Annotated in this window: 19 protein-coding genes, 1 pseudogene and 1 riboswitch; of the genes and pseudogenes, 13 read left to right on the forward strand and 7 right to left on the reverse strand. The window is 41.0% G+C overall.

Annotated features, from left to right (window positions below):
* Window positions 1-34: 34 nt before the first annotated feature.
* The 4 genes and pseudogenes from QL229_RS07845 to QL229_RS07860 form a co-directional block, all read right to left on the reverse strand.
* Window positions 35-424, reverse strand: a pseudogene (locus QL229_RS07845) (YbaN family protein); the annotation flags it as partial.
* A complete protein-coding gene (locus tag QL229_RS07850) occupies window positions 424-1,002 on the reverse strand; it encodes a biliverdin-producing heme oxygenase (RefSeq protein WP_281546724.1) in 579 nt (192 codons plus the stop codon). The gene QL229_RS07850 and the pseudogene QL229_RS07845, both read right to left, overlap by 1 nt.
* Before the next feature lie 351 nt (window positions 1,003-1,353).
* Window positions 1,354-2,673, reverse strand: coding sequence for a porin (locus QL229_RS07855; RefSeq protein WP_135923021.1), 1,320 nt, complete (start codon window positions 2,671-2,673; stop codon window positions 1,354-1,356).
* Between the two features lie 108 nt (window positions 2,674-2,781).
* Window positions 2,782-3,264 carry a MarR family transcriptional regulator gene (locus tag QL229_RS07860; RefSeq protein WP_135923020.1) on the reverse strand — a complete coding sequence of 161 codons (483 nt, stop codon included), beginning with the start codon at window positions 3,262-3,264 and terminating at the stop codon, window positions 2,782-2,784.
* Between the two features lie 327 nt (window positions 3,265-3,591).
* Between QL229_RS07860 and QL229_RS07865 the strand changes: the two genes are divergently transcribed.
* From QL229_RS07865 to QL229_RS07885, 5 genes are all read left to right on the forward strand, one after another.
* Window positions 3,592-4,443 carry a D-hexose-6-phosphate mutarotase gene (locus tag QL229_RS07865; protein WP_281546725.1) on the forward strand — a complete coding sequence of 284 codons (852 nt, stop codon included), beginning with the start codon at window positions 3,592-3,594 and terminating at the stop codon, window positions 4,441-4,443.
* 68 nt (window positions 4,444-4,511) lie between these two features.
* Window positions 4,512-5,045 carry a PH domain-containing protein gene (locus QL229_RS07870; RefSeq protein WP_135923018.1) on the forward strand — a complete coding sequence of 178 codons (534 nt, stop codon included), beginning with the start codon at window positions 4,512-4,514 and terminating at the stop codon, window positions 5,043-5,045.
* Entirely contained in the window at window positions 5,038-6,570 is a 1,533-nt protein-coding gene (locus tag QL229_RS07875; RefSeq protein WP_281546726.1) for a PH domain-containing protein, read from the forward strand. The genes QL229_RS07870 and QL229_RS07875 overlap by 8 nt, the downstream gene beginning before the upstream one ends.
* 78 nt (window positions 6,571-6,648) lie before the next feature.
* Window positions 6,649-6,891 (forward strand): hypothetical protein, encoded by a 243-nt coding sequence (locus QL229_RS07880; protein ID WP_135923016.1) that lies wholly within the window; start codon window positions 6,649-6,651, stop codon window positions 6,889-6,891.
* 85 nt (window positions 6,892-6,976) lie between these two features.
* The gene (locus QL229_RS07885; RefSeq protein WP_281546727.1) at window positions 6,977-9,799 is read left to right on the forward strand and encodes a hypothetical protein; all 2,823 of its coding nucleotides are present in this window, start codon (window positions 6,977-6,979) and stop codon (window positions 9,797-9,799) included.
* A 1-nt stretch (window position 9,800) separates the two neighbouring features.
* On the opposite strand, the gene QL229_RS07890 is transcribed toward QL229_RS07885, so the two are convergent.
* Window positions 9,801-10,940 (reverse strand): tetratricopeptide repeat protein, encoded by a 1,140-nt coding sequence (locus QL229_RS07890; RefSeq protein WP_281546728.1) that lies wholly within the window; start codon window positions 10,938-10,940, stop codon window positions 9,801-9,803.
* A gap of 272 nt (window positions 10,941-11,212) precedes the next feature.
* Between QL229_RS07890 and QL229_RS07895 the strand changes: the two genes are divergently transcribed.
* The 3 genes from QL229_RS07895 to QL229_RS07905 all read left to right on the forward strand — a co-directional run bounded on the left by QL229_RS07895 (window position 11,213) and on the right by QL229_RS07905 (window position 13,203).
* A complete protein-coding gene (locus QL229_RS07895) occupies window positions 11,213-11,827 on the forward strand; it encodes a PQ-loop domain-containing transporter (RefSeq protein WP_135923013.1) in 615 nt (204 codons plus the stop codon).
* Window positions 11,828-11,902: 75 nt separating this feature from the next.
* Window positions 11,903-12,724 carry a hypothetical protein gene (locus QL229_RS07900; RefSeq protein ID WP_281546729.1) on the forward strand — a complete coding sequence of 274 codons (822 nt, stop codon included), beginning with the start codon at window positions 11,903-11,905 and terminating at the stop codon, window positions 12,722-12,724.
* Entirely contained in the window at window positions 12,721-13,203 is a 483-nt protein-coding gene (locus QL229_RS07905) for a pilin (RefSeq protein WP_175082627.1), read from the forward strand. Before QL229_RS07900 ends, QL229_RS07905 begins: the two co-directional genes overlap by 4 nt.
* A gap of 50 nt (window positions 13,204-13,253) precedes the next feature.
* Here the strand turns inward: QL229_RS07905 and QL229_RS07910 are convergent, their stop codons facing one another.
* A complete protein-coding gene (locus tag QL229_RS07910; RefSeq protein WP_281546730.1) occupies window positions 13,254-15,764 on the reverse strand; it encodes a zinc-dependent metalloprotease in 2,511 nt (836 codons plus the stop codon).
* Between the two features lie 263 nt (window positions 15,765-16,027).
* Here QL229_RS07910 and QL229_RS07915 point away from each other — a divergent pair, with 263 nt between their 5' ends.
* The 5 genes from QL229_RS07915 to QL229_RS07935 all read left to right on the forward strand — a co-directional run bounded on the left by QL229_RS07915 (window position 16,028) and on the right by QL229_RS07935 (window position 24,064).
* Entirely contained in the window at window positions 16,028-17,200 is a 1,173-nt protein-coding gene (locus tag QL229_RS07915) for an efflux RND transporter periplasmic adaptor subunit (protein WP_135923011.1), read from the forward strand.
* 9 nt (window positions 17,201-17,209) lie between these two features.
* Window positions 17,210-20,347, forward strand: coding sequence for an efflux RND transporter permease subunit (locus QL229_RS07920; RefSeq protein WP_135923010.1), 3,138 nt, complete (start codon window positions 17,210-17,212; stop codon window positions 20,345-20,347).
* Window positions 20,348-20,478: 131 nt separating this feature from the next.
* Window positions 20,479-20,563: riboswitch (cyclic di-GMP riboswitch) on the forward strand.
* Window positions 20,564-20,672: 109 nt separating this feature from the next.
* Entirely contained in the window at window positions 20,673-21,242 is a 570-nt protein-coding gene (locus QL229_RS07925; protein WP_135923009.1) for a chitin-binding protein, read from the forward strand.
* A gap of 275 nt (window positions 21,243-21,517) precedes the next feature.
* Window positions 21,518-23,596, forward strand: coding sequence for a S9 family peptidase (locus tag QL229_RS07930; RefSeq protein WP_281546731.1), 2,079 nt, complete (start codon window positions 21,518-21,520; stop codon window positions 23,594-23,596).
* 66 nt (window positions 23,597-23,662) lie between these two features.
* Window positions 23,663-24,064 carry a hypothetical protein gene (locus QL229_RS07935; RefSeq protein WP_135923007.1) on the forward strand — a complete coding sequence of 134 codons (402 nt, stop codon included), beginning with the start codon at window positions 23,663-23,665 and terminating at the stop codon, window positions 24,062-24,064.
* Between the two features lie 42 nt (window positions 24,065-24,106).
* Here the strand turns inward: QL229_RS07935 and QL229_RS07940 are convergent, their stop codons facing one another.
* Window positions 24,107-24,580, reverse strand: a complete 474-nt coding sequence (locus QL229_RS07940; protein ID WP_054552310.1) for a Dps family protein — start codon at window positions 24,578-24,580, stop codon at window positions 24,107-24,109.
* Window positions 24,581-24,660: the final 80 nt, after the last annotated feature.

A 24,660-nucleotide genomic window follows, 5' to 3' on the forward strand; every position in this document is an offset into this window, starting at 1 on the left:
TGTGTGTGGTCAGTTTAGTTTGAATTAGGGTTGGTTTATTTGGCGCTGATGGGCGGTTAATTAAATAGGCTAAAACGCTTAATTCAATCACCGCCACCAAATACATAACCCAAATTGGCGCGGCACTTTGTAGTAAAAAAACATACCCGATAGCCATGCCCAAACCTGCTAAGAACTTAGCGCGAGTAGGAACGACCTTATATTCTTGCCAAAACCTTAAAGGCTGGCCGTATCTAGGGTGGTTTAGCAGCCAGGCAGAGAGCTTAGGTGATGAGCGGGTAAAGCACGCCAATGCTAGTATAAAAAAGATAGTTGTAGGCATCACAGGTAATGCAATACCTATGATACCTAAACCCACCATCAATAACCCGAGTAATTGATAGCAGCCATTTTTATAGGCGGTAAACGCCGCTCTCACATTCATCAATAAAATTGGACCTGATAAAACTTAAATCGTTGCAGTGCTTGCTCTGCACCTTCTATCAAGGTGGCCTGTTGCTGTTCACTGAGCTCAAGGTTATCAATAAGGTGACTTAGTTGACAGCCTTTAGAGTACTTACTGGCTTTAGCAAGGTAGCGCGCACCACGTTGATTATTTAACTTTAGCTCAGCTTCAACTTGTTTACCTAATGTAGTTGCAGAAAATTGCGACCCTTCAACTACATACAGCCAACCAAGTACATAGGCAAAGTCGGCATTTTGAAAGCGACAGGGTTGATATTTATGATTTGGTAACGGGTGTTTTAAATCGTTTAAATCCTGCTCGATTAAAGATAATCGCGTACGATCATGCAAGTTATCTATATACTGATGTAAACCAGCATGTTCGTATAGACCTTTTAATTCTGATTGAAAGGCATACTGTAAGGTTAAAAACTTTTTATAGTTATCTAAATCAGCACTAGGCGCTAGTGCTAATAGATGATGGTCAATATCATCCGTGATGGTGTTTATCGCTTGTTTTAGCTTTTCAGCTCGAGAAAGTAGCTCGAGTATTGACATGAATATGTTCCTCTGCAACGTCTTCAAAGTAAATGCACGGGGTAGTTGATGTTGTCATAGGGTCTATACCCATAATTTCTAAGAGCTAATTTGATATAGCTACTATACAGCTTTTATCAATAAATTTAGCTCAGAATGGCGCTATATAATAATGATTTTCATTTGTATAGCTAGAAAATGTTTTTGCTAGAGGTACAGATCGGACCTGCATGAATAGAACTGTCAGCACTTGGGTCGTGAGGTAAGAAGTTTGCTAGTAACTACAGAGCGCTAAAAGTAGCGTAGAATTGTTGTGTGTTTTCGAGTAAAGATAAAGCAAGGAGACTAGCTCCTTGCTTATGCGTATTGGTGTTAGAAATAATAACCAATATTGATATTGAAGCGGGTTTCAGTCTCGTCGCTGTCGCCAGCAATTGAACCACCAACAAATGGTTGGTTTTTCGCTTGTACAAAATCAAAGTAAGTGAATAAACCACCTGCAGCGACAGATACACCGGTTACGTTCATCCATGTATCTTCGCTGTTGTCTGACTTGTCGTAAATAATGCCGTAGTCATTATAAAACTGCAGGTTCGTTACCGGACCCCATTCTACTGGAAGGCTATAAGCGATATTGGCATTGGTCATGGTCGCTTCTGCGGCGATACTATCGTAAAAGGCATAAGCACCCACGGCCATGCGGTTTACGTTATCAATATCGTAGTTATACTCACCATGCTGTAGTTGGAAATTCCATGGACCAATTGTGCTGTTTAAGTGCACAGCCCAGGCATAGTAATCGCCGGCTTTATCTTCACCATCATGTAGTCCGCCAGAAAGAGCTGAGACACCAAGCTCTGTTGTGCCACCGTCATGTTCAAAGTGATAGCCATATCGGCCAGAGAAAGTGTTGTATTCACCAATAGCATTGCCTGGTTCAGCGTATACACCTTCTTCGGCTGAGCGAAAACCAACTACATCGTAAGAGTAGCGGTCACTTCTGTCGCTTACATAACCGTCAACGCCACCTAACTCATCATTTTTGAAAAAGCCAAGATCAATTTGCCAGTTATCGGCCAGTTTACGTTTAAATAGTACACCTAAGTCGTGGTCATCTTCTAAACCAACATAGTAAGTGGTACCAAAAAAGTAGTTATGTGAATTATACGGCCAGTTACCAAAAGGGACTTTGGTAATACCTGCCTGCACCTGCCAATCTTCGGCAAAGTCATAGGCTGCGTAGGCATACTTAACAGCGGTCATGTAATCGAAAAAACGGATCTCAGCGTTTAGCTGCACATCACCAACATCACCTGCAAAATTAAGCCTGAAAATATCAAAGTCGAAGTCGCCACCACGATTTTTATTACCGTCATTGTAAGATGTATGACTAAAGTTGGTACGTACAGCGCCACCCACTTTAATACCTGATTTTTTCTCAGGTGTTGCTACAGCAGCTGTTTGCTGCTCAAGTTGCTTTTGTTGCTTTGCTACTTGTGCATCAATTTGCTCTTGCTTTTCAGCTTGCTGTTTTGACTTTTCTTCTGCTGCATCTAGCTTTTGCTGAAGTTGTTGCATTTGTTGCTGAAGAAGCTGTAACTGTTTTTGAAGGTCATCGATTTCAGATGCCTGACTAAGACTAGAAGTAGTGCCCAAAGCAATAGCAAGGGCTAACTTTGAAAGTTTAAGCATGAATAATCGCTAGTATTGGAATCGGTACTATAAAGCATAGATGATATTTGTGATGAACCCAAGACTAGCCACATAAAATTAATATTAATCAACTAGTTTAAATTTTCTTTATGGTTCAAACGTCTTTGTGATTGCGCCAACTTCTAGAAGTGGTGAAGCATCGAGCTGATCAGCATCCATCATAGCAGCGACTCGTTGCATAGATGAAAGTAGTAAGCTTTGCTCCCACTCTTCAAGGGCGGTGAATTTCTCTATGAAGTGTTCTTGTAAGGGCTGCGGAGCCTGATTAAGCAGCTGTTTTCCGCGCTCGGTTAAATACAAACTGACACGACGTTTATCAAGTTGACTGCGCACGCGCGTAATGAGCTCTCGGCTCTCAATGCGGTCTAAAATATTTGTCACGGTTGCAGGGCTTAAGTTCACATTCTGGGCAATGCGACTTGCCGTAATGCCATCGGTTTGTGCAACTTCGTTCATAATGAGTAGTTGTGGGCCGGTCAACCCTGATGTTTTATTGAGTTGTTTAGAGTGTAGGTCGATAGCTCTAATCACCTTACGTAACGACACTAATAGCTCGTCATACTTTTGCATGTTTCTGTCTCTTAAATTGGCGACGCTCACAGCCGCAATCGCGAAATATTACATGTCTAACAAATTGAGTTCAAATAAATAATGGCTATCTAAGCTATAAATACTGTTTAATATCGCTGGTTTTGAGGTGGATTATTTGTTTAGAGTAAGAATAAAAATTTAAATTTAGTCAATTAACTTTAGTAAATGTTCTTAGTACTTAACATGCACTTATAAAGTGACTTACCTTTTTGTAGTAAAACAATTTATGTAAATAACTAAATATTATTTACTAATGACGGTTGCATTGGGTAAGGTTGGTTTTTCTTTCATCAAATGGGACGAGTTATGAAGTTATCGCCATCAGTTACGATTGAGCAAAGTGAAAGCGGACTTGAGTTTATTAAGGTTGCAAGCGAGTTTTGTACAGCGACGATTTTTTTACAAGGTGCACAAATTACTGAGTTCACGCCAACCGATAAAAAGCCACTATTATGGGTCTCTGAATTAGAAGATTACCAAGAAGGTAAAGGTGTGCGAGGTGGTATTCCGATTTGTTGGCCATGGTTTGGTGTAAGCCAACATGAAGGCTGGCCTGCGCATGGTGTTGCTCGCACAAGTTTATGGCGTGCTGAAGAAGTAAAAGAACAAGACGATTCTATTTATATCAGCTTGTCATTGCCTATGACGCAAATTGATGAAAAGTATTGGCCTTATAAAACTAAGCTATTAGCCGAGTTTATTTTAACCTCTAGTTTAGAGCTGCGTTTAACAACCACAAACTTAGATAACCAAACCGTAAAGTTTACTCAAGCACTACACACATATTTCCCAACGCCTGCAATCGAAGAAACAAAAGTAGATGGTCTGCAAGGTGCGAAATACATCGAATTTGCAGAAGGGCCATTTGAGCAAAATGAACTCGTATCGTTTGCACGTGAAACAGACATGGTTTACACCGAAGCGAAAGATACGCAGCGTATCATCACGCCAGATGGCATTATTGAAGTAGGCCGCGAAAATTCAACATCGTGTGTACTGTGGAATCCATGGATCGAGAAATCAAAACGGTTATCAAATTTTGCTGATGACGAATATCACGTGATGTTGTGCCTAGAAGCCGCTAATGTACTTGACGATGCAGTAGAGCTTGCACCCGGTGCAAGCCATACACTTGCAACAAAACTACGCTGGGTATAATTTATAACATATAAAAACTCAGTGTTAGCACGTAAGGCCGGCACCGCTGGCCTTTACAAGGAATTACCGTGTTTAGTAATCAACAAATAGAAACCCTTCCAAAGCATCAAACGATTCAATTTCAGCCACTTGCAGAAAATGCTATCTGGCAAGTACAAATAAATTGGCTATTATTTTACATCCCATTGATGCTCACAATTATTGTGGTTAGGCACTTAAATCAAGGTTTGACCGAGGCTGTTGCAGCACCTTGGTTAGCTATTTTACCTGTCCTTGTCGTAATCTCCCTGAGCTATAACTATTTTAGTGTGCGCGCCAAAGGCGTGGCTGTACGCGAACATGATATTGCATTTAAACGAGGTTTAATTTGGCAACAAGTTACCCTATTGCCTATTTCTCGCGTGCAGCACACCGAAATTCATCGCGGCCCAATTGAGCGAAAACTAGGCTTAGCAACACTCAGGCTTTACAGTGCGGGTGGCATGAGTGCTGATCTGCATATTAGCGGGTTAACTGACGAACAATGCAATGATGTTCGCCAGTTTGTGCAGGGTTATGGTGATATCACATCAGCTCAAGATAATGAGTTTGCCGATGAATGATCAGCAATGGCAACGTGTCTCGCCATGGGCAATACTGTACTTTATTGTTCATTTTGCACTGCGCTTTATCAAAGATGGCCTTTTGAACTTATTGCCAATTTTGGTGCTATTTGTCACTCAAGTAGAGCAAAAAATGTTTTGGGGGCAGGTAGCCGCTTCAGTCGCTTCAGTATTTTTAATGCTATATGCCTTTGCTTATTATCGTAATTTTAAATATCGCATAACGGATGGTAACGAAATACTGCTCAATAAAGGGGTATTCAAGAAAGAGCGATTAACCCTAAAATTTGCTCGAGTGCAAAACGTAAATATTGCCGAACCTTTTTATTTTCAGCCGGTTAATTTAGTTAATTGTATATTTGATGCTGCCGGAAGTAGCGCTCAAGAAGCTGTGATCCCGGGAGTAAAGCTTAGCTATGCCGAGCATGTACGCGAACAAGTGATGGCGTTTAAGGCTCAGTTAGAACAACAAGAACAGCCGCCTATTGAGCAAAGCGAAGCCGTTGACAAGTCGCACACCTTAACGATTAGCAATGCTGAAATTGCTAAATTTGGTTTGATGTCGAACATGGCGATTTTGGCCTTAGCCGCACTGGCTCCATTTATGAATGTGATTCTTGAGTACCTCGAAAAAAATATCATAAACCGCCTTGAGGCCATGCTTAATGAGCAAGCTGCTTTTGTTGGCAGCGCCGCTGCAATAGCAGTGTTAATCATGGTTATTGCAATTGTTTTATGTGCCATTTTACTGTCTGTAGTGATGGCTTTAGTGCGATTTTTTAATTTTAAGCTTTATTTTCAGGACGATAAGTTTAAGCGTGTGGCAGGTTTATTTGAGCGTCAGCAACTATCGATTAGTGTTTTGAAAATTCAAAGTGTGCAAATCAAACAGAATATTATTGCGCGTTTGCTGAATCGCTTTACCTTGATTTGCCCACAAGTAAGTAGTGGCGGTATAGCCGCTGGGGTCGCGGCACATAAAAATAAACAAACTTTTGTGATGCCAGTCTTAACTAAAGAGCAAGTGCAAACTGTGTGTCGTTGGTTATTTCCTTGGTTTGTTGATTTAACAGAGCTTCACTTTATAAAGCCAGAGCGAGCTTTACTTTATAAAAACACACTTTTATACGTGCTACTGCCAACTATAGTTTCTGCTTTAATTTTCAATACTTTATTTAATGCTACTATGATGCTTTGGAGCATTTTAGTGGCTCTGTTGTTGATGATTGGTGTGTTTTTAAGTTATCAAAAAACAGGTATGGCGATGTATGAACATGATGGCCGTTTCTTTGCTGTATTTAAAACAGGCATGTTAGGTATTCAATATCGTGTTTTTGAAATTTACAAAGCGCAAAGTGTTACAACAACAAGCACTTACTTAATGCGAAGATCGCAGTTGAAAACCTTGTATATACAACTAGCTTCTGGTTCTGTATCAATGCCTTACTTAAAAGCAGAGCTGGCTGAGCAGTTTGCTGATTTCGCCCTATATGAAATAGAAGGCGTTGAGCGGAGTTGGTTTTAAATGAAAATAATTCTCAATAACTTTATTTTTGTGTTGATTTTAGGTATGATAGCGCAGTGTTAAGTAACTGGGCTCATAATGATTTATTTTTTACCTACTCTAGCTATCTTCGGTGTTGTCGCTTTATTGTACTTTGTTCACTCTAAAAAAGAGTGCACCGGGTTGTGTGTTAGCTTTGCTGTGACAGGCATCGCTTTGTTGTTAACAATGACCATGATGCTGGCTGGCTTAGGTGCGCTAAGAAGTAGTTTAATGTTTGCTGCGACTATTTTTATAATCTATCAACTGCTCGGTTTAGTTAGGCCAATTAAAATAGATTAATTTCTTACATTTTTTTACTACAATCACTTAAAAAATGTACGCATACTAATCCTTGAACTAAGCAACTTGCTAATCAAGGATTGTGATGAAAAAAGCCCTATTAACGTTGGCGCTACTTGCCGCTGGCCACGCTTCAAGTCAAGAGACTTGGCAAACTATTCATACCGAACACTTTAACGTACATTTTAGTACGCAGAACCAGCAATGGGCCCGCTCCGCGGCAACCGAACTTGAAATTGTCCGCGATAAGGTATTAAAACAGCAAAACCGTGCCCTTGATGAAGTCGTCGATGTGTTGGTTTTCGACCCATTCAACGCCTCGAATGGCTTTGCTCTACCGGTGACAAACAAGCCTTTAATGGCCTTGTTTACTACACCACCGCAATCTGACACCGTGATTTCTAATACTGATGGTTGGCAGCAACTATTGATTTTGCACGAATATATTCATTTAGTGCACCTTGCTCAGCCTACACGAAGCGATTTACGCCAAGCTATTCGCAATAGTTGGGATATTTACGATTTAGTTGATGGTGAAATGCCGCGCTGGGCCGCCGAAGGGTATGCAACCTTACTTGAGTCGAAAATGACTGGTCGCGGGCGTTTATACGATAACCTTTCAGAGGCAATACTGGTTGAATTTGCACAGCAAGGTGCGCTGCCTCGGTATAGCCAGCTAAGCAGCACCGAAGGGGGCTTTTTAGCTGGTTCTATGGCGTATTTAATGGGGTCTCGCTTTCTTGCATGGCTTGAAGAGAACTATTCAGCGCAAACTCTTGATGCAGTTTGGACGCGCATGCAAGCGGTTAAATCGCGTGATTTTGATGAGGCCTTTAGCGGCGTATTTGGCGACTCACCAGAGCGACTCTATCGTCGTTTTATTGCCGAATATACCTACAAAGCTATGGCTAAAGAAGTAAGTGAGCAAGCACTTACAAGTAAGCTTTGGTTAGAACTTGATTTATACGCCTCGAACCCTGTTTTAAGTTTAGATAACAGTAAACTTGCTATTGTTGAGCGAAACAAAGATGACGAAACGCGTTTAGTTATTTACAGCACTGATGATAATCAACAGGCAGCAGATGACTTTGCGAAAGAACAGCAAGCGCTACTCGATGATGACCCTGCTGATATTGCTGATAAAGCACCGCGTGTTTTTAAACGTAAACAAAAACATGTGCTTCATCAAATTAATAGACAGGGCATAAAAAACCCACAGTGGTTAGACGAAAATACACTGTTCTTCACCGCCACCACAACCGTTGCTAAAGGCGCAATTCAGGGTATTTCTGACTTATACCGTTATGATATCGAGACCGGAGAGGTCAGTGCATTGACGCATCATGCAGGGCTGCGCCGTTTTACAATTAGTGATAACGGACAAACTGTTTACGCTGAGCAAGCTAAGCATGGCTTCTCGGAGCTGGTGCGGTTTGATCTCAATACGGGTGTCGCAACACCTTTATTTGAGAAAAGCCTAGAAACGGTTTATGACTATCCATTATTAAGCCCTAATAAAACTCAGCTTGCTTATTTAAAAGCGACATTGAATGCTAATTGGCAGTTGTATATACAAGATTTGGATGGTCAGCAGTCTCATGCCGTGCCTATGCCTGAAGGCTATCAGTATGTATCACAGCCCAACTGGCAAGCTGATGGCAAAGGACTTTATTTTGTAGCGGGTAAAAATAAAGCTCTCGATTTGTATCATTATGATCTTCAAAGTAATTCACTAAGCCAATTAACACAAGGACAAGAAGCTGTCGCACACCCAATGGCAATGAACAATGGTGAACTTTTGTATTTATCGATCACTGCTGAAGGGCCTAACATTAAGCATTTTGCTGAGCAACCACACGGATTAGAGGTTGTTGAGTTTGCTAAAAGCGCAGCTCCGCCGCGAGGAGATGTAACGAGCGAAGTATTACCTGAGGCGAAGATTTACCCGCAAAGCCCAACTGAGCCAGCCAATTATGATGTATGGCAGCAAAAGCCGACTTTTTCGCTGGCATCTCAATATTATTCAGCTTCATCTTCACTTCTTACCCTTGGGGTTAAAAGTAGTGACTTTTTAAAGCAGCTTGATTTACAAGCAGGCTATAGTGCTGATTTACATGATAAAGCATTGGAAGGGGTATTCGCGGCGGTTAAGTACTCGAAATTTGATTTAAAATTTAAAGCGTTGTTATTTGATTACGACCTTGAAACAGTAAGGCAATACCATTCTCAAACGTCGCTGGACTTAAGTAACACTGGGGCACATTTTGCCATGAGTTACCCAATGCAGTTTCAACAACTTAGTATCACACCGAGCCTCAGCTATAACTACAGTGATTTTAGTGAAGGGGATGATCAATGGTTAACAGTTGGACTTGAACAAAAATGGCAACATGATAGGCAGCGTTATGGTTTTGCTCAGTCTGTGAGTGCCCAGTGGTTGTCCGGTGATACTGACTCAAACAATTGGCAGGGCTATAACTTTGCCACCGTATTAAGCGGTTATGCCTTTGATATTCCTGTTTATGTTAATTTCGCTCAGCAATATCGCGATGACAGCGCACTTGCTTTAGGTGGTTATGAGTCAAATTTAATTAATCAAGAAACGCAAAGTGGCTTTATTGTTGCTCCAGAACTGCCGTTTATTAGCCAGCTAGGTGAGCGCTATAAAGGTTATGGCGGGGGCATAAGTTACAAAGATTCACTGCCTTGGCTTTACTACCAACAGCATCAGGTTGATAACCGAGTCTATGCGCAAAGTTACGGGCTCAAATGGCAGGGAGATTTTAGTTTTGGTATGGGGCCTGCGGGCTTGAATGATGTAAATATTGACTTTGGCGTCGCCCGAGTAGAAGGCGACGACTTTGAAAATGATTTACGAGCATGGCTAAGTTTTTATTACTCGTTATAACTTAGTGTTTTTCAGATAAAGCGAAAAGCTTGGTGTGATAAAGCGCCAGTTTTTCGTCTTTATTTTCTATCTCTATGGCTTTTTCTAGCCACTCTTTACTGCGTTGTTTATTGCCTTGCTGATAACTAATAATTGCTAATTCAATATAGGGTTCAGATAAGTACGGGGCTAACGCAATAGCATTTTCAATCTGTTGCTTTGCTTTGTAATATTTACCATTGTTGCGAGCGTTAATCGCGGTTGCTAGCAATTCAAACGGATCTTGCTCAAGCAAAGCCAGTTGTGAGTTGATTTGCTCAACTAGTTCAGGATCATTAAGTTGCTTGGCGAGTACTGCGTAGTTGTGCAGTAAATTAGTATCATCAAGGTCATAGTGTATAGCTGTTTGGTAAATTCGCTTTGCGCCCGCTAAATCACCCGATTGGCGATGTAAAACTGCGGCTAAATTATAAAGTGAGGGTGCATGTGGTGTGTATTCGTTAGCTTTTAAAATGTAGCTGTAACTTAAATTGAATTGCTTTTTAGCCAAGGCCTCGCTTGCTAGGTTACTATAATAACGGCTAATTAAGTCTTTTAAATCGGCACGGCCTGAGTAAAAGCTACCACGCGCTGGAAAGTAATCGATGACAGTGCCTGGTTTTACTAAGTAATGCTCGTCCTCATTTAGTGGTGCGTAAACTTTTGTTCGAAAATGGCCCGATACATACACTATGTTGCTTTGTTTACTGTAAACCGGTTCACTCGACACCGCCTGAAAGCCTGTTTTAAGCCCAGCAAGCTGAGCATAAGCTTGGGTTAAAATGGCGAGACTAATACAATTACCTTGCTGCCTACGTAATGCCTCTTGCGCACTAAGGGTGGCACTATAATAGTTAAAGTTAGTGAGTTTATTTTCTAGGTAGTGATAAAGAATTTCATCGTCTCTTAAGTAGCCACCTTGGCGCTGCGTGAAATAATCAAGGAAACGTTTTTGTTCATCAGCAGGTAAAGTAAATAACGCGGGATCAGGTAATTCTACTTGTTGAAATTTCTCTGCGGCCATCAAGCTTGCGACACTAGGCGGCGCAGCAAGTTGTTGTTTAGTGCTTTTACAGCCAATCAAAAAAGCACTTAACACTAATGCATATATAACTGATTTCATTGCTTTCTCCTGCTGAGCACTCTTTGTTCAATGTACCCATATTGCCATAACTATTCAAGCTGCTTAAAAAGTGTCATTGATTGTAAACACCCTGTATGGATATCTTGCCAGCAAGCGGTTGTTTGTTTTTTATTCTTTATTGCATTCTAGCGTTCTCTCATTACAATGCCGCGCTCTTTTAAAATGCATAAAAAACAATGGTTTACTTTGTTTTTATGGTTAATTTATAAATTGCTAACTTATTAACTAAATTGTAACGAGAGAGGTCTATTTTGGCGCATTTTTTGCCGGTTATTTCATGCTTTATTTTGGCGTTTAGCTTTTATCCGCTTTTAAATAAAATCCGTAAAAATCGCAGTGTGTCGGGCGTTTCGTTATTAATGATGAGCTTTGGTGTTGCGCAAAGCGTGTATTTCATTACTTATAATCTGTTCTTTCAGCGCTTTTATATGGCACTACCATTTATTGTTACTGGTACGCTAAGCGCACTGATCCTTTACTACTTTGCTCGCTATAACGCAGCTCGTGCGCAGCGGTTACAATTGGTTGGATTGCTATTGCTGTCGATGATCCCTTTTTCTTTATTACTTAGCCCATCTCTTGAAACTGCAACAGTACTCAATTGGTTAACCTATGTGGGGTTAGTCATGAGCTCTATTCGTGTTATGCCGCAGACTTATAAAACCATTAAAAGCGGTGATATTAGTAATTTAAGCGCCCGCTACTTTAGCCTGCAATTTGTTGCTGGAAGCTGCGGCCTCGCTGCCGAGCTTGCTATGGCGACACCGAGCGTGTCTCACATACTGACCTTTGTAATGATATTACTGACTAATGCTGCACAACTAGGGTGTATTCAGTATTATAAATCGCGCCCTGCAATGGCTTAAATGTCTAAGTAATATTCCGTTTATTAACTTGTTGCTTTATGGCACAGTATCTTATCGCTATCGAAAGGATAAGATATGAATTGGAATCAATTAGGCTATTTATGTCGATTATTATCGCCAATGAGTGGCCTAAATAAAGCACAGCAAGAAGCGCTTAGCGCCCCGCAACACTTAGAAATTTATAATGATGGACAAAAGAATAGTCCATTAGCCACTAAGCTTGCAAAAAACCTTAAAGAAGCTGAAGGTGAGCAGCAGCGAAGGTTAGCGTTAAGTTATGCAGCGTTATCATCAACACTAAAAGAGCACTCTTTCGACTATAAAACCAAGTTGCTTTATCTGGGTGTACTTTTCTCCGTTTTCATCCTTGTTAACTTTATTTACCAGCAATTTGTTATTCCTTCGTTCTCAAATGTGTTTAGCCAATTTGATGTGCAAGTTACAGAGCACATGGCTAATTTAGCTAGGTTCTGGCTGGTAGCAAGTATTGCGCTCGGCTTGTTCTTGATGGTTATTATATTGACTGTAAATGCGCTTCGACAGTTTGCAAATCTGACTTTACTGAGTGCTTCATCAGCCCAATTAGGGCTAATAATCCCCAAACAAATTAGGCACAATTATGACGCTTTAGTCGCGTTAATTGAGTTTCCATTGTATGGAACACTACAGAACGATAATCGTGAGTTATCTCATTTAAAAACATGTCAAAGTAATGGCTTGGATATTGCCGAAGAGCTAGAGCTCCTCGTCGCCAATAAACTTGAAGGCCTACGCGATGAAATCACAGCGCATATCAACAGACTCATTACTGCATTTAGTATTTTATTGGTGATATTAATTGCCCATTTCTTAATGGGAGCATATGAGCCTCTATTCTTAATGGGAGAGATAGTATGAAAAATAAAGGATTTACGCTGATTGAGTTAATGGTTGTAGTCGCCATCATCGGCATTTTAGCTTCTGTTGCATTACCACAATACAGTCAATATATTCAGCGCAGTGAACTAGCGGATCCCTTAGCTATGGCGTCAACTATTCGAGAAGACGTTACAACCTTTTATTTGGAGCACGGCCGCTTTCCAAAAAACAATGAGCAAGCAGGTGTCCCTGCAAGTAAGTTTTTAATTGGTAATCGGGTTACGGGGATCACTGTTGAAGACGGAGCGATTCATATTAGTTTGGGTAATAAAGTATCGATGCCTTTGCAAAATACAGTGTTAAGTTTTCGCCCTGCCGTTGTTGTCGGAAGCCCAACAAGCCCTATCGCTTGGCTTTGTGGTTTTGATAAACCTGTAACGGGCATGCAAGCGGTTGGTGAGAATAAAACGACTGTGCCAAAAGACATATTACCCTCGTCGTGTATTGATAGACGTTAACTTTAAAAACAAAAGGCTGCCAATTGGCAGCCTTTTTTGTGTTGCTTTGCTTATGCTTCGAGGGCTTTACTAATTAAGCGATCGATATATTGCTTATGCGCTTTAGCTGCGGTGTCTGCACCCCATGGCACGCTCATATCAGCAATTTGATTTAACTGATAAAGCGCAGCTGCTTTGGCTAGGTTGTCGTGCTTACTCGCTTTACCTAAACCAGCAATCGCGATTAGCTGATTCACATATTCAACTTGTAGATTGTGACTTAAGGTATTTGCTTTTTTGCTGTCTACAAAAATGCTTGCTGTTAAGTCATTCATAAATTGGTTAAGTGAATACTCGTTGCCATACATAGCGCTATCTGAAATACGCAGCATGACAGCCGGGTGTAATAACTGAGCAAGTACCAGCTTTTGCATGCCTAAAATCATGCCATGTGGTTTAGGGTCTTCGTTTTTACCATAATGGTTAAAACCACGACGTTGTTGTAGCAGGTAGTTATAAATTGGCTGCATGCTTGAAAGCACATTTGGTGAGAACACTTTGTCAGCTAAAATTTGCATTGCATGTTGCTGACGCTCAAGTGGCACTGGCGTAAATGGTGCGCCATTTTTGTCATCGCCCACCACATTTCGCTCTACATAAACACCACCAATTTGACGAGATACTACGCCAGCTTGTGTGCGGTAGCTTCTAAATAAAATGTTGGCTGAGGTAACAAGTTGTTGGTATGACTCACCATCAACAGTGGCTTTGTCTTTAAGCTCAGTAAACAGCTTATTGATAAGCTCCATACGATCATCAGCATAAGCGGCAGGGTTAGATGACATATCGCCAATCATCACACGAGGGTCGATATGACGCCCTGGAGCACGCATGTCATCAGCATCATTACCAAAAGCTAAAGCGTGCTCAGATGAACGAGCGAGAATTTTTTCAAGGCGCTGTTGTTCGGCATCTTTATCAGCTAAAGCTGGGCTATAGCCGTATTCAATCGCCCAGTCGTCATAAGGGCCAGGTTTTGTTTGGAATATATCACCTTGCTGCATGCCAATAGGGGCAATGTTTGCTGGTGCATAATCCATCACCGAGCCAGTTACGATACCTTGGGTTTTACTTTTATCGTGAACTTCTTTTTCATCCCACAAAATTGACGATTTCATATTGTGGTTAAGGCCAAGGGTATGACCTACTTCGTGTAACACCAGTTGAGTTAAGCCTTGGCGTAAAATTTCTTTGTCTTCAATGCTTGCACCTGTGCCTAAGCCTTTAGCAAGTATCATGTTTTCTTGAATACTGTGACCCAGTGAACAATGCAGTTCTGAGGTGCTTGGGCTGCTTTGAAGTGTTGCTGCACCTTGCGTGTATAAGGTGTCGTACATCCAGCGGTTTTTCATGAAAACATACTCTAACATGATGTCAGAGCCTAAGATCTCACCGGTTAATGGGTTCGCAAGAGCAGGGCCATAACCGCCAAATGGAGGGCGTGGTGATGCAGTCCAGCGCAATACATTGTAGTTAATATCGCCAGCATCCCAATCAGCGTCATCAGGTTGTATTTTTACTTCGATAGCATTTTTAAAGCCTGCTTTTTCAAATGAGCTGTTCCAAGCTAATACTGCATCACGAATAGTATCTCGCCACTCAACTGGCGTAGTATTTTCAATCCACCAAGTAATTGGTTTAACTGGTTCAGAAAGTGCGGCTGATGGGTCTTTTTTCTCTAGGTCCCAGCGCTTGATTACATCTTCATACGGTGCCCAGTCTGCAGATGTCATATTATCGAATTGATTGGTGAAATAACCAATTCGTGCATCATCTAAACGTGGTTGATAGTTGTTGCTTGGCAGTGCGACAAATGAGTGTTGTACTTTAATTGATACATTACGTGGATCGCTTACTGCACTTGAGCCACGTACTTTTGGCTCGGCATTAGTAAACACGTAATCAACAACAACATCGAGATTATTTGGGTAAGGGCGTTGCGTGGTGATGCGTGATTTTTTGTCGTCTAATTTTCCAAGTTTAAAGCGTTTGCTAGCATCTTTATCTTTTGGATTTACCCAAGGTGATACCTTATGCAGTGCTTCACTTAAAAAAAGCTTATCAACGTTAAATGCTATTTTGCCGTTTTCTTCTTTTTCAATTTTAATACTAGCAAGTACAGCTTCGCTTATGTTGGCATCGGCAGCGCGAGCAAGCGCTGAGTTTTCGTCAAATTTGTAGCGAGGAGTTTTACTTACAATATCAATACGGTCAAAATATTTACGAAATTCAATTAATTTTGTTTCACGGTATGCCCCTCTGAAATGACCCGCATCTGTAACACCGTCAACTGTGTGGGCAAAGTATACAAAGGGTGTATCAAGCTGAGATTGGTCTATAACCATTAGGTTATTACCGGTCTTGTCATCTTGGTAGAGAGTAAAGATACCAGCATATTCACTTTTATCTTTGATCATTTCGGCAAGTGTTTCTGGCTTTTTTTCTTCTTTTTTAGCTGCAATAGCATGGCCATTCATGGCAAGCGCTAGGCTTAATGCCAAAGCAATATTTGTTATTTTCATTCTAATTGTTCCTTTAATTATTTCTCAAATCAGTTTAATGAAATAAACCCATGATAAAAGGTTATTTGTTAACAAGTGTAAGGGCTGCTTTGTAATTCTTTGATATTATTTTACTTTTGTTTGTAACAAATTGTTCTTAATTGGCGTTTTTTAAATTTGTTGCCAATTTTGCCTGTTTTGTAACAGTTACTTACAAATGTCACATTAATGTTTCTGTCAGCTTTGGTATGATATGGGCAGTTAAAATATTAAAGGTGTAAGTTATGAGCACGAGATTACTAAAATGGATATTGCCAATCGTTGCTTTAGCGGTCGGTATTATTGGCTTTATGGGTATCAATGCTATTGCCCAAGAACCAAAAGACAAGGAAGTGGTAGATGTTCGACCTCTTGTCCAAGTTGAACCTGTTGCCAGCGATGATCATCAAGTGGTTATTAATAGCTACGGTGAAGTGAAGCCACTTGAAAGTACATTATTGGCATCGCAAGTCGCAGGCGAAGTGACCAGTTGGCACCCAAACTTTGTACCCGGTGGAATTGTCGCTCGTGGTGAAGTGTTATTCACTATCGAGAAAGACAACTACGAAGCCGCTGTACTTCAAGCTGAAGCATCATTAGCAAGTGCTCAAGCAGCTCTGATTGAAGAGCAAGCACAAGCTAAAGTTGCATTGGATGAGGCAAGACGCTATCCAGAGCGCGAGCGCACGGACTTATTCTTACGTAAACCTCAAGTTTTAAGCGCGCAAGCAGCTGTTAAATCAGCGCAAGCAGCACTTAAACGTGCTGAGCGTGACCTTGCGCGTTGTGAAGTGAGAGCACCTTACGATGCGTTAGTGATCAGCCGTGAAATTGGTGTCGGTCAATACATAAATGTAGGTAGCCAGGTTGCTGAGCTAAATAACATTGAAAGTGCAGAAATCATTGTACCAATTGCTGGCTTTGACAGCGTGTTTTTACCTAAGCGCTTAAAAGGCGTTAAAGCGACCATTATCAATAAAGGCTTAAACAGCTTTACTCGTGAAGCAGAGATTGACCGCGATCTAGGCGTTGTAGATAACGCGACACGTATGAGTAACTTAGTGGTTCGTGTTGAAGACCCATACGGTTTAAAGCATGACGTACAACCAATTAAATTTGGTGCTTATGTACAAGTTAACTTTGCAGGTGCCATGTTACAAAATATCTATCGTTTACCGCAGTCTTTGGTAAATAACCAAACAGTGTGGATTGTAAATGATGAGAATAAACTTGAACCACGAAAAGTAACTGTAGTGCGTGAAGAAGGTGAGTACTTCTACATTAGTGATGGCCTTGAAGTGAATGACCAGCTTGTTCTTACTTTACCTGAGTACCCTCAAGCGGGTATGGAAGTAAAGATTGCTGGTATGAAAGAAATGACAAGCGATGCAGAAACTGCAGCGGTTGAAAAGCTTTAAGGTAACACTATGACTGATACAAACACAGAAAAGCAGTCAGGCCTGATAGCCTATTTTGCTAATAACTCGGTCGCTGCTAACTTAATGATGGTGTTTATCATCATCATGGGGATCATTAGTTATTTCACTATTCAGCGTCAGATGTTCCCGAATGTTGAAATTAACTATATTGAGGTGCAGGCGAATTATCCGGGTGCATCACCACAAGAAATTGAAGAAAGTATTCTGATCAAAATTGAAGAGTCACTAAAAGATGTTACCGAAATTAAGCGCGGTGTTTACCGCTCGTTTCGAAATAGTGGCCGTGCCAGTCTTGAGATAAACACAGATGCTGAGCTCACTGATGTGCTCGACAAAGTGAAGTTACGCGTCGACAGTATTGCCACGTTCCCTGCGGGAATGGAGCCTGTCACCATTAGTCAGGTTGAATTTCGTCAAGACGTGATTGGTATGACGCTCGTTGGTGATATTCCGCTGACAGAGTTAAAGCCTGTAGCAAATCAAATTGAAGATGAGTTGCTGCAATTATCAAACGTATCGCTGGTGCAAAACGATGTGCCGTTAGATGAAATAGCGATTGAAATTGACCCAGACTCACTGCGCCAATACAACTTAACGTTAAGTGATGTCGCTGGTGCTGTTCGTCGTTATTCAGCCAACATCTCTGCCGGCCAATTACGCACTGATGCAGGTATTATCTCTGTTCGTGTTGAAAACCAATATTACAGTGGTGAAGAGTTCCGCCAAATTCCAGTCAAGGTGGGGGCTAATGGTGCGAAGGTATTGTTGCAAGATATCGCTGTAATTAAAGATCAATTTATTGAAGGTGAACGCTACTTTAAATTTAACGGCGAAAATGCGGTTTATTTGTCTGTAAAAGCAACCAAAGAACAAAACATGATCCCGGTTGCAGATTCAGTGAAAGCGTATATTGATAAGAAAAACAAAGAGCTGCCTGCGGGCTTGCGTCTTGAACCTCTTATGGATATGACCTATTACCTTAACGCACGGTTAGACATGATGAAAACCAACCTAATTCAAGGGGCTATCTTGGTTGCCATTATGTTGTCTATCTTCTTACGCTTTAAGTTAGCGCTTTGGGTAATGATTGGTTTACCTGTGTGTTTCTTGGGCGCAATGATGATGATGCCATTATTTGGTATCAGTATTAATATCGTGTCGTTATTTGCATTCATTATGGTGCTGGGGATCGTGGTCGACGATGCCATAGTCATAGGGGAAAGCGCCTACACCGAAATTGAGAAAAAAGGCGGTGGTGTTGTCAATGTAGTGAATGGTGCAAAACGTGTTGCTACCCCAGCTACATTTGGTGTATTGACTACGATTGCTGTGTTTGCACCGTTTACATTATCAAGCGGGCCAGAAAGTGCATTTTTCTTTGGTATCGCGGTGGTGGTTATTCTGTGTCTAATATTCAGTTTGATTGAGTCGAAGCTTATATTACCTGCTCATATCGCCCACACTAAATTTCCGCCTATTAATCCAAACAGCTGGCGTGCTCGTTTTAATAAGCGCTTTTTTAAGTTTGTAAATGGTCCTTATAAAGCATTTATCGTACGTTGTGTTGAATGGCGCTGGCTTGTTTTATTTTCTTTTGTGGGCTTATTAATTATGACGTTTGGTTTGATTTCATCAAATCAAGTGCGTGTTGTTCCAACCCCAAAAGTACCGCATGATTTCCCGCAAATTCGTTTAGAAATGAATGAAAATGCGTCGGATATTCAAACCATTAACGCAATTCGAGAAATTGAAGCGATGGTGGTTAATGTTGATAAAGAAACCGAGCGTGAATTTGGTCAAAAACTTATTCGTGACATTTTAGTCTTTAACCAAGGGCGTACTGAAGCGCAGCTTTTAGCGCCACTTGTTGATGAAGATCTTCGTCCATACAACGCATTTGAATTATCTCGTCGCTGGCGTGAGCAAATGCCAAGTATTGCCGGTGTCAAATCATTACAAATTTACGATGATGTGAATGGTGGCGGCATGGATGGTGAGTTTGGTTACTTACTGTATGGGCCTGACATCGATACATTGAACGAGGCAGGTCGTCGCTTTATTCAATTACTGCAACAGCAAAAAGGCTTATTTGATATTAGCTCAACCATCGACCCGGCGAGCAAAGAAGTGCAATTAAGCTTAAAACCTGTGGCATATGATTTAGGGTTAGATCTTGCCAATATCGCAAACCAAGTTGGCGCAAGCTTCTACGGTGGTGAAGCGCAACGTGTTATTCGCCGTGGCGAAGAAGTGCGCGTAATGGTGCGTTACCCTAAACTGACACGTGAAGCATTTGCATCTCTTAAACATGCAGTAATTACAACACCTGAAGGTAAAGAAGTACTATTAGGTGATGTTGTAGAGCTGACTGAAAAGCCAGGTATTAGCTATATTCGCCGCGAAGGAGGTTATCGAACTGTGTATATTTATGGCAGTATCGATGAAGAAGCGATTGAGCCAGGTGAAGTTGTTAAGCAAGTTAAAGAGACTCTTTTACCGCAACTTAAAGAAGAGTATCCATCAGTAAAAACTGAGCTAGGTGGCTCAATTGAAGAGCAGCAAGCACAAGCTAATGAGCAAATTATGTTCTTCATTGGTGGTATGATTTTAGTGTATATCTTGCTTGCAGTACCGCTTAAGAGCTATTCGCAACCACTCATTGTAATGTCGGTTATTCCATTTAGCTTAACCGGTGCAATTTGGGGTCACTTATGGTTTGGTCTAGACATTAGTTTAATGTCGGGCTTTGGCTTAATCGCTGCTGCAGGGGTGGTGATCAATGACTCACTGGTCATGACTGACTTTGTAAACCAAGCGCGTCGCGAAGGGCTTTCTACACGTGAAGCAGTTATAGAAGCAGGGTGTGCACGTTTTAGAGCAATCACACTGACTTCAATTACGACCTTTGCCGGTGTATTACCAATTATGTTTGAAACCAGCTTACAAGCTAAGTTCGTAATTCCAATGGCAGTAGCACTTGGTTTTGCGGTAATGTTCGCAACCTTAATTACATTAGTACTTGTTCCATGTTTGTACATTGTGATGAGTGATGTGGGCAATGGTGTTCTTAATATCTTCCGTGCAGGTTATAGAGTGGTTACCAGAACAAAGCCAGCTCATAATTAGTACAGACTAGCTATTTAAAAGCCAACCAAACGGTTGGCTTTTTTGTTACTAAAATATAGTAACTATTTGCTATATATAATGTTTGATTACATTCTTTTGTTTGATTTGTTTTCTGGTCGCGATTATACTCATTTTGTTTTTGGCAAACTAACTGAAAGGTTAGGACGCAAAGTTTCCGGTCTAAGGTTTTAAGACTATGATAGCGGGACCGCTGATAAGCACATAATCTACGTGCTTTGGTTCTTTTGCCTCAAACTTTACATAAATATTTTGTTCGATTGTTACTATAGTACCTATTCGTTGCTCTTAGGGTGATATTTTGTTTATGCATACGTCAATGGCCTCTGGAAGATGGTTGCCAATTGGTTGCTTAAATCATCATACCCAACTTTTTGTTGGTGATAAGGTGATAGTGACCTTTTATGACATGCAAGGAGAGCTAGTCGATTTATCATTCGAATATGCAATTGTGAGCTCAGATGATGGAGAGCCTCATAATTGGCCTCGCTCTGTGGCTGAACATATTAATGTGCATATTCCGTTGGTTAAAGCGGGCAAAATGACAGAGCAAGGTTTGGTGGTTGCATACCGTTCAAACCAAATTTATGCCCTAGAAGGTTCGGGTATAACGCATGTAAAAGTGGCGTTTAATTGCATCGCTAAATGTGAAGAGCGAGTACAAGATAGATTAAACGAGTATGACTATGTCTACCCACAAGCATGCAATGATTACAATGCAGGTGTAAAAGTACTTCAACCTAAAACGGGTCATATTTACATGTGCAAGCCATGGCCGTTTAGTGAGTTTTGCCGTGTTAAAGATTCACATAACCCACTCTTTGAACCGGGAGTTGGGAAAAGTTGGGCTATGGCGTGGCAACAAGTGTCACATTAACAGTTTCCCCCTAAATGCTATTTTAGCATTGCTTAGCCCACTCAATTTGAGTGGGCTTTTTTAATACCAACCCGCAATAATACTTAATCATTTTGAGGGATTAAACCTGTCGCTAACTGCGTTAAAAATTTCTCATTTAGAACAACTAAATAACGAAATTTTTGCCTTGTTATCAACGAGGTTTTATTGCCTCAAAATAGACTGCTTAATTAAGCTGATTGGTATAATTCTGTGATAAACTGCCAGCAATTCGTTTTTTACTTTGGTTTTTCCCTGTGTCATCAAAATCGTATTCTTTGTCTTTATTAGCGCATCCACCTGTTGCCAAAAAACACCCTCATCAATTAACTGCTCACCAACAGACTCGCACCGATAATTATTATTGGATGCGTGATGATGAGCGTGAAAATGAGGATGTATTAGCGCACCTAAATGCCGAAAACGATTATTGCGACAAGCAACTAGCAGACATAAAACCTCTGCGCGAACAATTATTTAATGAGTTAAAAGACCGTATTGTAAAAGACGACAACACGGTACCTGTGAAAGATGGTCAGTATTGGTATCACTCAGAAGTACGTGGCGATGATGAATATGCGCGCCATTATCGCAGCAGCTCAATAGAAGCGCGCGATAAGCACTTGTTGTTAGATGTAAATCAATTAGCCGGCGATTACGAATTTTATGAGTTGGGCGAAGTGGCTATTAGCCCTGACGAACAGCTACTTGCTTACTCAGAAGACACCGAAGGTCGCCGTATATATACCGTGCGTTTTAAAAATATTGCCAATGGTGAGATGTTTAGTGATGTTATCGAAAACACCGAAGGTCAAGTGGTATGGGCTAATGACAGTAAAACCGTTTTTTATGTGAAAAAAGACTTACAAACTTTGTTGGGTTTTCAGGTTTACCGCCATGTTTTAGGCACCTCGCAAGCTGATGACGTATTGGTTTATGAAGAACAAGATAAAAGCTTCTTCATGGGGCTTGGCAAAAGCCGCGATGAAAGCCTTATCATTATTGACCTTGCGACCACAGAAACAAACGATACTTGGGTGCTAGATGCTAATAACCCAGAGGGGGTGTTTAGCGCTTTAATGCCACGCGAAGAAGGCCATGAGTTCGATGTCGATAAGCTAGGTGATACCTTTTACATTGTGACTAACTGGCAAGCGAAAAACTTTCGCTTAATGACTGCGACACAAAGTACCGTTGGCGATAAAAGTCTTTGGCAAGAACATACCCCGCATCGCGAAAACGTGTTGTTAGAAGGGGTTGAGATATTCGATGACTACCTTATCCTCACTGAGCGAGAGCTTGGCCAAACACGTTTTGTGGTAGTTAATCAGCACGATCAGCGCCTTACTTTAGAGTTTGATGATCCTTGTTATTATGCCGCAATTGCAATGAACCCAGAGCCGAATGTGAGCACTGCACGCATTTACTATTCGAGCTTAACAACGCCGGGTTCTTTGTATGATGTCGATTTAAAAACCGGGAACAAAACCTTATTAAAGCAACAGCAAGTACTCGGCGAGTTTGACCCGCAAAACTACCGTTCAGAGCGTTTAATGATCACCGCAAGAGATGGCGAAAAAGTACCGGTGTCTTTGGTTTATCGTATTGATAAATTTAATAAAGATGGCACTAACCCACTACTGCAATATGGCTATGGTGCGTACGGAATTACCATCGATCCTAGCTTTTCAAGCAGCTCATTAAGTTTGCTAGACCGTGGCTTTGTTTATGCGATTGCGCATATTCGTGGTGGCGAAATGCTAGGCCGTCACTGGTATGAACAAGGTAAAAAGCAATATAAACAAAACAGCTTTAGTGACTTTATTGATGTTACGCGTGCTCTTACTACGCTAGGCTATGCACACCCAGAAAAAGTATTTGCCTCTGGTGGTAGTGCTGGAGGGTTACTGATGGGGGCTGTAGTAAATCAAGCTCCTGAGCTTTATTTAGGTATCGGTTGTCATGTGCCATTTTTAGATGTGCTAACCACTATGCTTGATGAGAGTATTCCTCTTACTACGAATGAATATGACGAGTGGGGCAATCCAAATGACCCTGCGTTTTATGATGTGATTCAGGCATATTCGCCGTACGATAATATTAAGCCGCAGGACTACCCTAATATTCTCGTAACTACCGGCTTTCATGACTCTCAAGTGCAATACTGGGAGCCAATGAAGTGGGTGGCAAAACTGCGTGAATTTAAAACTGATGACAACATTTTGGTGTTTAAAACCGATATGGATGCAGGCCATGGCGGCGCATCTGGTCGTTTTAAAAGCCTTGAAGAAAAGGCATTAGAAATGGCGTTTTTTATTGCTTTATTACCGAATTAAGGCTTAGATAAATAAGTAAATAACGTTTATAAGCGTAAACTTAAGTTGTATTTCAAAGGGGTAAGCATGTTTAAAGCCCATGGTGATTGGCGCTATTTTGTTGAGCCGCCAGTGATTTATGTGGAAATGAGCGGCAGCTTTAACAAAGAGGCGGTTGCTTCATTTAGCATTGAAGTCGGTCAAGAAATCATGAAATACCCTGAACAATCAATTCAGTATGCGGTAGTGAATTTGGAGCAATTTGAATTAGCGACGGCTGATAGTATTGAGATTGCAAAGGCTTACTTTCAGGCCGTAAAAGCGCGGGGCTACAAACGTGTTGATTATATTAAAGCAAATATCATTGCCCGCAATTTGTTAGAGGTAGTTTGGTCGGGGGTAGAAATGGATATTTATTTTCACCCAGATGCCGAGAGTCTTTTTCAAGCAAGGCCCGAGTACGAAAATTTAAGAAAGTGGTTAAAGTAAAAAAGCCCTCAATTGAGGGCTTTTTAGTCTCTGTTCTAAACATTAACCAAGGTAAGCTTTTAACATCCAAACAAGTTTCTCTTGTTCTTTAATGTAGTCGCCCATTAATGATGCTGTACCTTCGTCGTCCGCATCACCTGCTTGCGCTAAGATTTCACGCTGCATCTGAATAAGCGTGCTGTAACCCGCTAAAAGATTTTCAACAGCAGCAGTACCTTCAGTGATATTTTTAGCTTCACTGATCTTGCTTGCTTCAATGTACTCAGAGAATGCATGCACAGGTGTACCACCTAAGGTTAAAATACGCTCTGCAATCTCATCTACTTTCTCAAGTAGTAAGTTATAAATTTCTTCAAATTTAAGGTGTAATTCAAAAAAGTTTCGACCTTTGATATTCCAATGAAAACCACGTGCGTTCATGTATTGAATTTGGTAGCAGCTTAGTAAAGAGTTTAGTGAATTTACGATGTCTTCACTTTTTGCGCTGTTTAAACCAATTGCATTTACCTGTGACATAGATTGCTCCTTAAAAAAACCGTTAATTGTTTACTTTCTAGTGCTTGGTGTTAAGTATTAGCCATCTTGGTTAATCTGTA

The sequence above is a fragment of the Pseudoalteromonas sp. PAR1 genome (genome assembly GCF_947311895.1).
Lineage (GTDB): Bacteria > Pseudomonadota > Gammaproteobacteria > Enterobacterales > Alteromonadaceae > Pseudoalteromonas > Pseudoalteromonas lipolytica_C.